The organism is Mycobacterium sp. 1274756.6, assembly GCF_001668625.1.
Classification (GTDB): domain Bacteria; phylum Actinomycetota; class Actinomycetes; order Mycobacteriales; family Mycobacteriaceae; genus Mycobacterium.
In genome coordinates, this window is the sequence record NZ_LZLJ01000012.1 from 1 (window position 1) to 13038 (window position 13038).

Sequence of the window (13038 nt, forward strand, 5' to 3'; positions counted from 1 at the left end):
CTGGGGCAGTCGTCGTCGTGCGCGCGTACCGCCGCACAAGACGCGCCCCATCCGTGCCGCTTTATGCGGCCCCCACCGACCGGCGCGCAGCGGCGCGCCGGCACACCGTCAGGTGTGCTCTGTCCAGCACGCCTAGCGTGCTGGACAACCGCAACCCACCGCGCCCGCTACGCTTGGCACCCATGAGCGACCAGGACAACCCGCAGCCCTACAGCGCCCGCATTGACGCCGCTTTAATCGAGCTGCGGGCCGAGGCCACTGCCGCCCTTGAACGCCTGGCGGCCCACCGCGACCGGGCCGCGCAACTACGGAGTGAAGCTGCAGCCGAGGCGCGCGCCTACGCGACCGAATACCGGGCGATCCGCGCTCGCGGGTTCTTCACTGCCGCCCAACTAAGAGAGTTAGGCTTCACCGCGCCGCGCACCCGCAACCCGCGCCGGTCAGGTTCGTCGGGCCGCTAGCGTCGCGCGAATTTGGGCTAGAGCTGCTGCACGCACCGTGGTTGATGCAGGCCGCACCGGCACCGCCTCAACCGTCTTGTCCGGGCGGTCGGCGGCGTAGCCGCCGGCCTTTTGTGGCGGCCCCTCGGGCCGCCACTCCAGCCGCCGCAGTCGCGCCGCCAGGAACCCACCCGGCCGCTCGATTCGGTCCGGCCAGCACCAGCCCGTCGCGGCCATGTCGGCGTCGAGCCGGTCAGTGATCGCCCGCGCAGTCCAGTCCGCCGGGTCGATCCCGGCCGAGGCGAGTGCATCGCACACGGCCCCGATGTGGCCGTGGCCGAGGCCGTGGGTGCGTGCGACAAGCGCTGCAGCGAGCCGCTGCAGCGGCAAGGGCCGGGGCGCGCAGCGCCCCCAGGCCCTCCCCCGCTTGGTCTGAACTTGCGGCGCGCGCGGGCGCGCGCTTGGTGAGTACAGACTTACGGGAGTTGAAGAACTACAACCGCCTGACGGCGGTAGGTGGAAAACACCGCGGTTATCCACAGGCGGGCGGCGGCTCACCAGGTGGTACACACTGGGCCGCCGGCCGAGCGCCGGCGTGCCGTCTGTGCCGTGCCCGCGACTGGCTTCGTAGACCCACCGCGCGGCGCGCAGCAACCGCCACACGGCTGTCACGGTGCGCGGATCACAGCACACCCGCTCCGCGATCCGCGCGCGGGTGATCGCGCAATGCCGCCCGGTCGCGGTGTCGGCGTAATCGGCCATCACGGCCGCGACCGCGACCACCGTGGGAGCCGCCACCGACACCCCGGCGGCCCGCCGGTCAGCGTCGAAACCGTGCGTGTCGGCGGCCCAACAGCGCACCGCGGTCAGCCAGCCGGCGCGGCTCGTCCACACCGGCACAGTGCGCGGGCACTCGCCCGCGCGCTCGATCCACCGCCGCGGCGGCGTTGATTTTTGGTCACGATGGCGCGTGCCGGTACCAAACTGATACACGCATGCGCTACCGTGGAACGAGTCCTGCAAGACATCGCCCCTTCGGGGGTCGGAACCCCTCGCGGTGCCAGCCGCGGGGGTTCTTTTTTATTCAGCTGTCGTGATTGGCCGGCAGCCCGGCCCGGCGGTCACATCGCCAGCGGCAGCCCCTCCTCCTCGGTACGGTTCAGCTCGCGCATCAAGTCAGGCCGGCCAATGTGATCCGCCATCACGTCGGCGACGTACTGGCTGGTGCTCATGCCGCGCTCCTGGGCGCGGCGCTGGACCTCCGCGTACACCTCGGCCGCGAGCCGCGGAGTGATCTGCCGACGATCACCTTTATTCGGTTGCGCCATAACCCGCATCCTGCCGCCTCTACCTGGTAGCGGGCCGCCGACACGCCGGTGCATTTCGTACCCAAAACGTCGTGAGGTCGTTACGTGGCCCGACACATTGCTGCGGCGTACAGGGCCGCCTCAAGGGCCGCGGGGCCGGGCTGGCGCAGCGCCAGCGTCGCCTCATCCGCCAGCAGCACGGCCAGCTGGGGACTGTGCTCGGCGGCCGCGGTGCCATCCAGCGCGCCCACTGGCACCTGCGTCGCGTCGTAGCGTGCGCGCGCCTCGGCCACACTGGCGGCGCTCCACCGCTGCCACAGCGGCTCCCACCCGGTCACGTCGATGCGCGGGTCACCGCGCATGCCCGCATGATGCCGCGTAAAGATTGCGTCGAGGACGGCGGCGCGACGGCCGCGTGGGTCGGGTGCGCTGGTGTGCGCGAGCCAGGCGCAGCCCATCGCCTGCCGGTGGAGATCATCGCGCGCCGGCCAACGCTCGACGGTCGCCGCCAGGTCGCCGGCTTGCCAGGCCACCCGCCCGCAGGTCGGCACGGTCAGCGTGGCATGAGCTACCTCGCGCGCCTCGGCCCGCTCCGCGGCCACGCCGGCCGGGAGCTGGCCGCGCGTGGCGACCACCGCGGCCAGCTCCCCACCGACTGCGGCGGCGTACTCGGTGAGTACCCGCACCGGATCGGCCACGCCGATCCACGCCGCTGCCGCCCGGTGGGTCCACGGATTCACTGCAGCGACGGGCACCAGTGCGCCCGCCGGCAGCCAGCCGCGGCCGCGGTCGGACGTTAAAACCACCTGCCGCCCGCCGGCGATTTCGATCACCGCGGCGGCATAGTTCACCTGGCCAGCACCGCCTAGCCCCCACACGATGCGGTGCAGCAGCTCAACCTCGCCGCCTGCTGGGAGCTGCGGCGGAACGATGCCGGCACCGCGCTCGACAGCCGCGGCCACAACGGGCAACCCCGCCGGCCGATCAGGAACCGGCCGGATGGGCGGCGGCGGGACCAGTCCGCTGCCCGCCTGGGCAGCGGACACCGGTGGGGCTACCGCTGTGGGGGGCACCTGAGGCATGACCGGCGGCGATACCGCCGTGGCCGGTCCCGCTACCGTCGCCGGGGGCGCGACCGGAGAGGCCGGTGCCGGGGGTGCCGGCGCGGCGACCATCGGCACCGCGGCCCGATCGTGCGTGAGCCCGGATTCATCCTGACTGACCTCGCCCGCCGGCGGGCTGTCCAGGCTCGGGATCGCCAATGGCGGGACCGCGGCACTGACCACCGGCGCCACGACCGGCGGCGGCACGGCTAGCGGCGGCGCGGCTGGCGGTGGTGATCCTGGGCTGGCCTGAGTCGGCGGTATCGCCGGCGGCGGAGGCGTCGCACTGGACGCCGACCCCACCGCGGGACCGCTTGCGGCCGGTGGCGGTGTCCCCATCGGTGGCCCGCCTGGTGTACCCACGGTGCTGGGCGTGGGAGCCGCCGGGGTGGCGGGCGCGGGCTGCACGCTGGTCACCGCCGGAACCCGCTGCACCGGTGGTGGATCACTGGCGACGGGCTCACGTGGAGCCGGAAGCACACCGCGGGATGCCGCCGGCGACACCGGCAGCACGCCCCTGCTGGGCTGCTCGGCCGGCGCTTCCTGTGGGGAGGGCAGCACCCCGCGCGGTGGTTCCTGCGCGGCCTCCTGTGGCGCAGGTAGCACGCCGCGCTGCTGCGCGTCGTCGAACGTGGCCGGAACGGGCACGTCCAACGTGCCAGCCCACGCCGGCAGGGCGGCGGCAATCGCTCCCATGACTGCAGCCTCCACCGCGGTCACTTCCCCTTGCGCCTCGCTGATGAGCGCCTGGACCTGTGATTGCGAGTCCGCCCCACTTGCCGCCGCTTCGGCGCGTATAACCTCGATCAGTTCCTCTGTGCGCCACACAATTTCAGACAAAGCGGCGAGGAGCCCGCCCACACTGGCCGCCCATGACTCCAACGCCGCGGCGGAATCTGCCGCCTGGGCGGCCGGGACGGCCACCGAGGCGAAGAACTTAACCCAGGCGGCGGAGGCGGCCTCAGCGAATGCGCCTTGGCCGTAGTTGAGCAGCTGCTCCGCGCCGACCTGACCATCCTCGGACACCGCGGTCAGCCGCGCCGCGAGTCCCGACAGCGCCAAAGCGCGGCCCGACAGATCGGCGGGCAGCGCCTCCAGGCCGCTGCCCGCCGGCCAGCTCGCCCCCAAGATGGCGTCGGCGTGTTCGGTCGGCGGCCGCGCGATCATGGCCCGCAAACAGCGTCGAGCTGCGCCATCGCGGCCTGCACGGCGCTCACGGTAGCCGGTCCGTAGGTGCCGGTGCCCTCGACTGCCGACTGTGCCGCCGTGATCGCGTCCTCTTGGCGATCGACGTACGTGCGCAGCAGGCCGGTGGCCGGATCACGGTGCTTCGTGCGCTCACTCAACCGCGCCAAGATCGGGCGCAGAGCGCTCTCCCACGCATCGAACGCCTCGCGACCCGCGGGTGTGGCCGGCGTCCAGTCCGCCGGCGGCACCGGCACCGCGTTCAGATCGGGCTGCACCGCCCGCCACTCGGTGCAGCTCCCCGAGGGATAGACCACCCCGTCGTGCACCCAGGGTTGCGCCGTACTCGGCGCAGCGACCGACGTGCTGGGGCTGGCCGGGACCGCCCGGTCATCGGTGCCTACCAGCCAGATCATGCCCGCCACCAGCACCGCGGCCAGCACAATCGCCCCGCCAATGATCAGCGCTACGCGCGTCGTCATTTCAGCTCCAACAGCCAGCCGGCCACGGCGACCCCGAACACGACGGCGATCAGCAGCAGGTCGATGCGATTGCGGATACGGCGCGCCCGCGTCTTGGGACGGGCTACCGATTTAGGTAGTTCAGTCATACGCCCAGAGTAACGCACATTTACGTATTTACGTAAGTGTGCAAATCATAACATGCGGAAGATCGCATAAATGGGTGTGCGTACACGCGCAAATACGTAAATAATGAGGTAGGCTGATGCGTTGTGTTGGTGATTGTCGTGGCAAACCTCAAGGGCGGGTCGGGGAAAACGACTACTGCCGCGTTTGTGCTGCACGCCCTGGCCGAGGCCGGGTTGAGCGTGCTCGGCGTCGATGCCGACGCCGAGAATGAATCCCTATTGGGCTGGTCCGAGGCGGGGGAGTGGTCCCTACCGGTCATCGGGATGCCGGTAGCCGACCTGCACCGCAAGCTGCCCGGCATCGTGGGCGACCGCTACGAAGCCGTCGTCATTGACACACCCCCGATGCAAGAGCGCCGCGGGGTCGTCGCCTCCGCTATCCGCCTAGCCACCCACGTCCTGGTGCCGCTCGCGCCCACCGGCATGGAATACGCACGCATGCCCGCGATCCGCGAGCTCGTCGACGACGCCGCGGCTCTAGCCGCCACTCCGCCGGAGCTCGCAGTGGTGTTGACCCGCACCGTGCCCAACGCCGCGAGCACCGAGGTATACCGGCAGCTGCTCACCGATGATGGCGTGCACGTCCTCGACCCCACGGTCGGCCGGCTAGAGCGATACGCGCAGGCTTACGGCCTGCCGATTACCGCCGCCTCCGCCAGCGCCTATGGCGACATCGCCGCCGAGCTGCTCAGTGTGACCACTCAGCAACTACGATAATGCGAACATACGTAAATGCGTAAATGCGCGCGAGGGAGGATCGGGCCATGGTGAGTACCGCCGACAGAATCAAAGCCAACGCGGAGCGACTGCGGTCTAAGCCCACCGATGCCGGCCAGCCCACGACAAAGCCCGCCCAATCCGCAGTGCGGCAGCGCAATGTGCGGCGCTCGGTCGACCTATCACCTGCCGCGCACCGCAGCCTCGACCAATGGCAGCTGGCGGCCGCCGAAGACCTAGGGCTCGCCCGCGTGACCGGTCAGCAGGTCCTCGTCGCCCTCGTATCCCGACTGCTCTCAGATCCCACACTCGCGGACCAAATCAGAGACGACATCGCCGCGACGGGCCACTAAAAACGGGACTCCCGCCCGACCCTGGCGGGTCGGTTGGGTCCGAGATGTCGTACCCGGCGTGCAGGATAGAGCTATGCAGGGACCAGCCGATTACGCGACGTGGCTTGAGCGGTACGGCGACTACTACGAGACCGATTCCGAGCGGGCAGCCGGCTACCGGGATTATCTAGCGAATCACGCGGCCATGACGGCCGTCATTGGCCAAGACTCCGGGAGTTAACCCCCCGGCAGGTGTTCTCCTAGCTCAGTGGCGCGGCCGCGTAACCCCAGTTCGAAGGCTTCCATGCGGGCGGCAATCGTCTGCCCGGCCAGGCTCGTTGGCCGGGTGTCGAGTTCGGCCGCCTCTGCTGCGGCCCGCGTGGCCTCGGCGGCCTTGCGGGCCAAGGGGCCAAGCTCGTTGGTGAGTGTCATCGATGTCCTTTCTGGTCGCCCCGCCCCCCGTAGGGGCCATCATTCCCGCTCGCCTCGGTGGGCTGTCAAGGCTCGCCGGACGGCGACCGCGGCCGCGGCTCCGGCCTTGACAGCCCACCGAGGCGCGGACAATCGGCCTATAGGGGGGTGGGGAGGCTGGTGTCTGAGAGCACCCGATAGACACTCGACCGCGAAATCCGCAGGGAGCGCGCAATATCGGCGCGTGGCGTGCCAGCGGCCGCGAGCTGCCGTACCGCGGATACCGTGGCGTCGGGCAGTGCGGGCCGTCCGGGGTGTCGGCCGGCGGCGCGCGCCGCAGCGACACCGGCCGCGGAGCGTTCGGTGGCAAGTGACCGCTCGAATTGTGCGACCGCGGCGAAGACGTGGAAGACGAGTCGGCCGCCGGCGCTGGTGGTGTCGATGGCTTCGGTGAGCGAGCGCAGCTCGACCCCGCGCGCGTCGAGGTCTTCGACCACGCTCAGTAGGTGCGGCAGGGATCGACCGAGCCGATCCAGTCGCCACACGGCGAGCACATCACCGGATCGGGCGTATTCCAGCAGCGCAGCCAGCTCAGGTCGATCATCCCGGCCACCCGACGCCCGCTCAACCCACACCCGATCCGCGCCGGCGGCCCGTAGCGCTTCCACCTGCATATCCGTGCTCTGATGCACGGTGGAGACCCGTGCATAGCCAAGGACGCTCATCGCGTCCAGGCCGCGGGCAGGTCGTCGATGTGGACCAGTAGGGCATCCGCCTCGGCCCAGGGCTGCTGGGCCACGATGTCGATGGCCGCAAACAGGGCCGCGGCGGTGGGGAGGTCGACCCACTGTGCGGCCGACTCCGCCCACACCCGCTCGCAGCGATCGCACGTGCCGCGGCCGTGGGCCAAATGCGCGAGAGCGACCCACCAGCCCGGCCGGTCCGCGAAGCCGTGAATGCGGCCGCGTACCACCGCGGTCTGCGCCCGGTTAAGCGGGTGCGGGCTCACCTCGACTGGGCTGTAGGGCGTGAACAAGGCGGGCCGGTCACGACCGTGAGGATGGCCGCCCGGCACGAAGAGCCGGCGGCCATCGGTCAGGTGCTCGACCAGCTCGGTATCCGTGGGTGTCGCTTGAACGCTCATGGGGTGCATGCTGCCCGCCGCCTACGACAATTCAGCGGGAGGCGGGTAGTCGCCGTACAGGCCGCGCGAATCACCGGCGAGGTACCAGGCGTGCTGGCGATCTGCTGCAGCTCGTAGGCGCGCGCGCCGGCGGTAGCATCGCCGCGCCGCCCACCAACACAGTCCCGCCGCGGCCGCGGCGGGTGGTAGCCACGTCCAGGCCCAGCACATGCACACAATCCAGAACAGGACCATGCCGGCGATGACGGGATGACGCTGCGCCCAGCTCATGCCCATCATCCTGCCTGTCGGGTACGACATCTCGGACCCAACCGACCCGCCAGGGTCGGGCGGGAGCCTGTTCCAAAACCCCCCGGCTCGCCAGGATGAGACAGACACCCCTTTGTGGGACACCTCGACGCGCTGATCGCGCCTGGTGGCTGCGGTGTCGCCGCGGTGTCGCAATATCGGCCGAAAAAGACACACATCTGCCTCATGTGCCGGCGCGCCGCGGCAGAGAGCTTGCCTGTTCCCCAAGAAACCTACGGGAGCAGGATGGTGTGGGGCACGGTGATGATGGCCCCGATGGTGAGGTAGAGCAGCATCGCCACGGCCCCGGCGGCGAAGGCCAGCGGCTGTCGAGCTGCGGCCAGGCTGTGGCGATGGCGCCGGAACAGCAGCGCCGCGGCGAGCAGGGCAACCCCCAGGGCGACCGGAAGCGCTGTGTTCACGGCATAGAAGGAGAGCCCGGCAGCGAGCAAAGCGACCACCGAGACGCCCCACAGGGCGATTCCGGCCGCAGCCCCTAGTGCGGCTACGACGACGCCGCCAATACCGGCCCTGATCACGCTTGCCATCTTAATTCGCCGCTGCCATAGCTGTATTTCCTCGCCGCGCTGATGATCACGGATACGGCTCTGTGACCCCAGTGCGGTCACTTCCCCCACGGTGGCCGCACTGGGGTCAGCGCGGCCGGCCGAAACAGCCGTCGGGCATCGTTTCCCCGACCGAGTGGTAATACCCGCACTGCTTGGTAGCGATCTGCCACCACCCAGCCGGCCAATCGATGTCCCGGTACAGGATGCAGCCACGCCCCCCGTAAATCTGTGTTTGGCCATCGCACTCGGCTTCCACCATGATCGGCATCACGTCGTCGTCGGCGCAGACCTCGGGCATGACCTCTCCGTCGCCACTTTCAAGACGGTCCACTAGGACTCGTTGATAGGTCCATTCGCCGTCGCGGCACGATCCCTCGGTGAGTCGAAGCTTGGCGCGGCCGCGTCCGACTTTCTCGAAATGGGCGCGGAGTGGGCCTGAGTCAGGCGCGGTCGTAGTGGTCGTGCTGTTCGTGGTGGGTGGCCAGCGGGTAGGTTTCGGCCCAGGGAGCGTGGTCGAGGTGGTGGGGGGGGCGGCGGTGACGGTAATCGGTGTCGGAAGCATCCCGCGGTCACCCGCTGGGGTGGTGCCTTTGGGATCGTGAACTGTGCCGGTGTGTCCGCTGATAGCGGCCCAGGTGATGACGAGCGCAGTGGCGATAGCCCAGGCGGCGGCGATGGCGATCCAGCGCCGCCGGTAGAAATCCGCGTCGCTGCTCATCGGGCCTCCATGATGCGGTCTGTTTCGGCATGCCAACGGGCGGCAGTGATTTGGCGGGGGTGGGCTCCTTCGACCACGATCACCGCGCCGTCCTGCAGCCGCGCGATCCGTGACGGCGGGATGCTGCGCTGCTGCTGCTGGCCGTAGTTGGTGGACTGCCGCCCGTCATCACCGACGCTGACAGTGACCTGGCCGCGCTCGTAATCGCCGACGGCAACCGAAATCGCCTCAAGGGTGTTGGTGTCCACAATGCCGGGAAGCAGCGCCTTGGTGCCCACCATGGTCAGCAACCCCGCCCCTTGCTCTAGGCCCCACCGGTGCCGCGCTTGAGACAAATTTTGTAGCGCAATGACCAAGTGCAGGCGTTGCCCGCCGCTCTCAGAGCAAACGGACGGGATATCTATCGGGGCCGTATTAGCAGCCTCGTCCAGAACGAAAGTCATTGGGGGGGAAGACTCACCCGATTTTTCGAGCCGCGCGTGACGTCGGTACTGAGCAAATCTAATGGCCTCGATGAGGGCGACGACCGCGGGCGCATAGACCTGAGTGCGCTCCGCCGGCACCGCGATATAAAGCGTGTCGGCATCACTGTCGGCGAATTTCTCTGGCGAGAAGTTCGTGCCCTGGGCGGTACGGATTCCACCAGGCAGCTTGTAGACCTGCCACAACCGGGCCATGGTGGACTCGATACTGGATCGTTCGCGGTCCTCGGTGTCATCGACGACCGCAGCCAAGGCGTCCCGAGCCATATCGGTATCGGGGCCGGGACTGTCTTTTAATACCGCGCGGATCGCCTTGGTGGCCGCCCGCGGCCGGCGAGACCAACGCATCAGATCCTCAACGCCCGACAGCGATGCCGCGTACAACAGCACTGCCGCCCATTCTTGCGCTTTGTCCAGCCAGTGCGCGCCGCCCGGGTCATGCGCATCCGGCAACGCTTGGCGCAACCGGGCCGCGACGATTAGCGCGCTCTCCCAGTCGAATACAGAGTCGAGCGGCGACCAGTGCACCCGCTTAACACCTTCGGGCAGGTCGTCCTCGCCACCGCCGGGATCGAATGCCCACACGGTGCCGCGTTCGCGGCGCACCGCGGCGGTGGCGGCCAGCACGTCCCACTTGATGCTGGTGGACACGACGGGGCCGGGTGCGGTGGCCACGCTCGGGGCGATCACGCCCTGAGTTTTGCCGGTACCCGGCGGTCCGATCACCAAGCAGGCTCCACGCGGATTGGCGCGCACCGCCCCACCGTTACCGGGATCGAACCCGAGGAATGCCCCGGCCGGGCGCGGGGGCGCAACGGCCGGGGCGGGCGGCTCCGTCGCCGTCGTGGTGGTGGCTGATGCCTTGGGCCGCGGCGTCGGTTTGACCTCCGCGGGCCGTTTGGCCGCGGTGGCCTGCTGGTGCGCGGCACGCAGGTCGGCGGTGCTCACCCCGTCGAGGGCCTGACCGTAGCCGGTGGCATACGCCGCGGTCTGCAACGGCGCGGTGATCCAGCACAGTACGAGCACTCCGGCGTGCCCGCCGGCGGGGCCGCGGACCTCCGAGAGCAAGTGCGGCTGTTCCTCGCCCCACTTGCTGGCAGCCTGGATGGTCCTGCGGTCACGTGCCCCAGCGCGTCGCCCGTTGGCGGCCGCCAGCCCGGCCCACCCGGCCTCGGCCAACATGACCAGCACAATCAACGGAATGTGTGCGGTCAGCACCGCCGCCAGTGCCCCCAGATGGTAGGCGGCGGTCAGTGGCGGCATCAGCCACCACCACGACATCACGCGGGCGAGCCCCTGGCCGATAGACATACCGCCGGCAATCAGCATGCCCTCGCTGATCTGTCGGCCCACACCACCTGGTCGGTTCATACCCGCCCCTCCCGTCGATCCTCGACGACGCCGATCAGCAGCCGCCGGCGCGCGTCATAGCCCCAGATAATCCCGGCCAGCCCGGCGGTCGGCTCGCGGTCGGCCAAATCGGCCGCGGCCGCCACCCCGCCAGGCGTCCAGTTGGGCCCGCAGCGGGCCTCCACCCGCAGCACCCGCCCCTCGTGCATCGTGACGCGATGCAACCGGCCCCACCCTCCGGGGGTCGGCCAGCCCAGGATCGGATCGAGCGCGGCCAGCAGCAAAGCGCGGACCTCGAGTGCACGCACCGCCGAGGGCGCGCACTCAGCGGCGACGTAGCCGGCCAACGCGGCCAGCACCAGCCCGACCGGAGCATCCAGCCCGGCGATGATCACGACCGGTAACGCCACCACCCCCGCCGCCGCCGCGGCGGCGCTGCGGGCCGCCGCAGCGGGCACTACCGGCACCGCCGCCTCGGTCCACCCGCCCGCAAATCCGCGCCCCATCCGCGCCGCCCACACTGCCACCGCGAGCGCGCCGCCCGCCCCGATCACCGCGAGGATCGCCGCCGCCCAGCCCCATCCGGTCAATACGTGCCCAACAAAGGGGCGGGGGCGCGCAGCGACCCAGCCGCTACGCTCCGCGGCGGCAACCCACCTATCCGACATCAACCACGCGCCGGCCATCAACACCACAGCACTGCTCACTACCGCCATGCCGGCGGTCTCCATTTTCGGCTCCATAACCGGTAAGTACCGCCCGGTGCGCTCGTTTCCGTCACTCACCGCTCGATCCCCCGCCCGGTATCCCGGCGTCGCTGCTCTCGGGCTGCGCGCCCGCGTTCTCGTCGTTGCTGCTTCTCAATGCCGGCGCGCCGATCTACACGGGTCAGGCTGAAGTCACGCTCGATGCCATCGCTGATTCGTCCAAACCGGCGGTAGTCGTGGGACTCGCTGATCAGGCGTCCATCGTGGCCGCGCTGCAGCAAGGTCAGGTGAATGTGGCGGTCGTCGTGGCGCACGGCCTCCCATGCGTAGCGGTGGGAGTCCGTGCGCGCGAACTCGCCAACGACGCGATCGGCGATGCGCGCCCACTCACGATCCGAGAGCACCCGATCCTGGGGGGCGGCCGCCACCGCCAGGCGGATGACCCGCCCGCGTTTTCCCGCCAGGGTGTCACCATCGGCGCGCAGCTTCTCCTGCATAGCGCGGCCTCGCGCCCGCCAGTCACGCCCCGGCACCGTTCCCGCGATACGACGAGGATTGTGATGTTCCTGGGCGCGCCCTGGGCCGTAGTCGTAGGCAAGCGCCTTCGCGGCATTAACGCCTCGCGTCCGCTTGATAATCACCGCGCCGACCCCCACCACCGCAGTCTCTCGGCCGCCACGGACAGCGCATCTTCGGCCGCACCCACCGCCTGCCGCTCCGCATCGTCGACGGCCACCGTGCCGGCTTGCACCAGGAGCCCGGCCACTCGCCCGACGACCGTACGGGCTTCGCGGGTGGCCTCGGCCGCCCGCCGGGCCTGGTGCTCTCCGAGCGCGGCGGCCACGCCGTCGCGCACCCATACCCCCAATCGCATTCCATTGGCGGCCGCGGCATCGTGCATGGCGGCCAGCATCCGCGGGTCCATGCGCACATGCACCAGCCGATCCAACCGCCCGACACACAACACGGCTGGGGAGCCTGCCGCGGTCGGACCCCCAGCACAGACCGCCGCGGCCCTAGCGGCAACCTCGCCGGCCGCGCCCGCGATAGCCCCCACTGCCTCGCCTCGAACGTAGCGCTGCCGCACTGCGGTATTCAGCGCTGTCCCGGCGCGCGCCAGTGCCTCCCTCGCGCCACGTTCCGGGGCCGGGATCGGCCACCGATAGCCCGGCGCGCCGAGAGCCCGCACGGCGGCGTCGAGAACCGCGCCCGCGGTGCCACCCTCGCGGCCCCGCCAGTGGGCGGCCGCAGGCCCCCACAGCAGCACCGTGGTACGCCCCGATAGGGGCAACGGTGCTGCGGCTGTGAGCGTCATAGCGAACAGCCTAACCTGCGCCGCCACGCGGCGCAGGCAAGGGCCAAAGATATAGCGGCGTAGCCGATATAGCTTTGGCATACCTTGCTACGTCGTGAAGTCTGTCAGTCCCGGTTGTTGATTGGGTCCGGTCTGACAGACTTCATGACGTAAGGAGGTGGGGGCCGCATAAAGCGGCACGGATGGGGCAGTCGTCGTCGTGCGCGCGTAGCGCCGCACAAGACGCGCCCCAGGAGTGCCGCGCGCGGCCCCCACCGACCGGCGCGCAGCGGCGCGCCGGCACACCGTCAGGTGTGCTCTGTCCAGCACGCCTAGCGTGCT

General features: G+C 70.0%; 17 protein-coding genes. 3 read left to right on the forward strand and 14 right to left on the reverse strand.

Annotation, left to right across the window (positions count from 1 at the left end; genetic code table 11):
• Positions 1-182 precede the first annotated feature (182 nt).
• Positions 183-461: a hypothetical protein gene (locus A5643_RS17970; RefSeq protein WP_156628432.1), complete on the forward strand. Its 279-nt coding sequence runs from the start codon at positions 183-185 to the stop codon at positions 459-461.
• Here the strand turns inward: A5643_RS17970 and A5643_RS17570 are convergent.
• From A5643_RS17570 to A5643_RS18825, 5 genes are all read right to left on the reverse strand, one after another.
• Positions 441-1463, reverse strand: a complete 1023-nt coding sequence (locus A5643_RS17570; protein ID WP_082948655.1) for a hypothetical protein — start codon at positions 1461-1463, stop codon at positions 441-443. The two genes, A5643_RS17970 and A5643_RS17570, sit on opposite strands and share 21 nt — an antisense overlap.
• A gap of 98 nt (positions 1464-1561) precedes the next feature.
• Complete coding sequence (locus A5643_RS01430; RefSeq protein WP_066851260.1) at positions 1562-1768, reverse strand: toxin-antitoxin system; 207 nt, start codon at positions 1766-1768, stop codon at positions 1562-1564.
• Between the two features lie 80 nt (positions 1769-1848).
• Positions 1849-4017, reverse strand: coding sequence for a hypothetical protein (locus A5643_RS17975; protein ID WP_156628433.1), 2169 nt, complete (start codon positions 4015-4017; stop codon positions 1849-1851).
• A complete protein-coding gene (locus A5643_RS01440) occupies positions 4014-4517 on the reverse strand; it encodes a hypothetical protein (RefSeq protein ID WP_066851250.1) in 504 nt (167 codons plus the stop codon). The genes A5643_RS17975 and A5643_RS01440 overlap by 4 nt, the downstream gene beginning before the upstream one ends.
• Entirely contained in the window at positions 4514-4645 is a 132-nt protein-coding gene (locus A5643_RS18825) for a hypothetical protein (protein WP_286143627.1), read from the reverse strand. Before A5643_RS18825 ends, A5643_RS01440 begins: the two co-directional genes overlap by 4 nt.
• A 123-nt stretch (positions 4646-4768) precedes the next feature.
• Between A5643_RS18825 and A5643_RS01445 the strand changes: the two genes are divergently transcribed.
• A complete protein-coding gene (locus tag A5643_RS01445) occupies positions 4769-5401 on the forward strand; it encodes an AAA family ATPase (protein ID WP_066851251.1) in 633 nt (210 codons plus the stop codon).
• A 47-nt stretch (positions 5402-5448) separates the two neighbouring features.
• The gene (locus tag A5643_RS01450) at positions 5449-5754 is read left to right on the forward strand and encodes a hypothetical protein (protein WP_066851261.1); all 306 of its coding nucleotides are present in this window, start codon (positions 5449-5451) and stop codon (positions 5752-5754) included.
• Positions 5755-5970: 216 nt separating this feature from the next.
• On the opposite strand, the gene A5643_RS17980 is transcribed toward A5643_RS01450, so the two are convergent.
• The 9 genes from A5643_RS17980 to A5643_RS01490 form a co-directional block, all read right to left on the reverse strand.
• Positions 5971-6165: a hypothetical protein gene (locus A5643_RS17980; RefSeq protein ID WP_156628435.1), complete on the reverse strand. Its 195-nt coding sequence runs from the start codon at positions 6163-6165 to the stop codon at positions 5971-5973.
• Between the two features lie 137 nt (positions 6166-6302).
• Entirely contained in the window at positions 6303-6869 is a 567-nt protein-coding gene (locus tag A5643_RS01455; RefSeq protein WP_066851252.1) for a recombinase family protein, read from the reverse strand.
• Entirely contained in the window at positions 6866-7288 is a 423-nt protein-coding gene (locus A5643_RS01460; RefSeq protein WP_156628436.1) for a hypothetical protein, read from the reverse strand. Before A5643_RS01460 ends, A5643_RS01455 begins: the two co-directional genes overlap by 4 nt.
• 521 nt (positions 7289-7809) lie before the next feature.
• Positions 7810-8205, reverse strand: coding sequence for a hypothetical protein (locus A5643_RS01465; RefSeq protein ID WP_156628437.1), 396 nt, complete (start codon positions 8203-8205; stop codon positions 7810-7812).
• A 25-nt stretch (positions 8206-8230) separates the two neighbouring features.
• Positions 8231-8863 (reverse strand): hypothetical protein, encoded by a 633-nt coding sequence (locus A5643_RS17985; protein WP_156628438.1) that lies wholly within the window; start codon positions 8861-8863, stop codon positions 8231-8233.
• Positions 8860-10698, reverse strand: a complete 1839-nt coding sequence (locus tag A5643_RS01475) for a type IV secretory system conjugative DNA transfer family protein (protein WP_066851256.1) — start codon at positions 10696-10698, stop codon at positions 8860-8862. The genes A5643_RS17985 and A5643_RS01475 overlap by 4 nt, the downstream gene beginning before the upstream one ends.
• Before the next feature lie 14 nt (positions 10699-10712).
• Positions 10713-11426 carry a hypothetical protein gene (locus tag A5643_RS01480; RefSeq protein ID WP_156628439.1) on the reverse strand — a complete coding sequence of 238 codons (714 nt, stop codon included), beginning with the start codon at positions 11424-11426 and terminating at the stop codon, positions 10713-10715.
• 50 nt (positions 11427-11476) lie between these two features.
• Positions 11477-12058, reverse strand: a complete 582-nt coding sequence (locus A5643_RS01485) for a relaxase/mobilization nuclease domain-containing protein (RefSeq protein WP_156628440.1) — start codon at positions 12056-12058, stop codon at positions 11477-11479.
• Complete coding sequence (locus A5643_RS01490) at positions 12040-12339, reverse strand: hypothetical protein (protein WP_197497611.1); 300 nt, start codon at positions 12337-12339, stop codon at positions 12040-12042. Before A5643_RS01490 ends, A5643_RS01485 begins: the two co-directional genes overlap by 19 nt.
• Positions 12340-13038: the final 699 nt, after the last annotated feature.

Coding starts and splice junctions, on each gene's coding strand:
- A5643_RS17970 (WP_156628432.1), top strand. CDS start 183: ATGAGCGACCAGGACAACCCGCAGCCCTACAGCGCCCGCATTGACGCC.
- A5643_RS01430 (WP_066851260.1), bottom strand. CDS start 1,768: ATGGCGCAACCGAATAAAGGTGATCGTCGGCAGATCACTCCGCGGCTC.
- A5643_RS17975 (WP_156628433.1), bottom strand. CDS start 4,017: ATGATCGCGCGGCCGCCGACCGAACACGCCGACGCCATCTTGGGGGCG.
- A5643_RS01440 (WP_066851250.1), bottom strand. CDS start 4,517: ATGACGACGCGCGTAGCGCTGATCATTGGCGGGGCGATTGTGCTGGCC.
- A5643_RS18825 (WP_286143627.1), bottom strand. CDS start 4,645: ATGACTGAACTACCTAAATCGGTAGCCCGTCCCAAGACGCGGGCGCGC.
- A5643_RS01450 (WP_066851261.1), top strand. CDS start 5,449: ATGGTGAGTACCGCCGACAGAATCAAAGCCAACGCGGAGCGACTGCGG.
- A5643_RS17980 (WP_156628435.1), bottom strand. CDS start 6,165: ATGACACTCACCAACGAGCTTGGCCCCTTGGCCCGCAAGGCCGCCGAG.
- A5643_RS01455 (WP_066851252.1), bottom strand. CDS start 6,869: ATGAGCGTCCTTGGCTATGCACGGGTCTCCACCGTGCATCAGAGCACG.
- A5643_RS01460 (WP_156628436.1), bottom strand. CDS start 7,288: ATGAGCGTTCAAGCGACACCCACGGATACCGAGCTGGTCGAGCACCTG.
- A5643_RS17985 (WP_156628438.1), bottom strand. CDS start 8,863: ATGAGCAGCGACGCGGATTTCTACCGGCGGCGCTGGATCGCCATCGCC.
- A5643_RS01480 (WP_156628439.1), bottom strand. CDS start 11,426: ATGGAGACCGCCGGCATGGCGGTAGTGAGCAGTGCTGTGGTGTTGATG.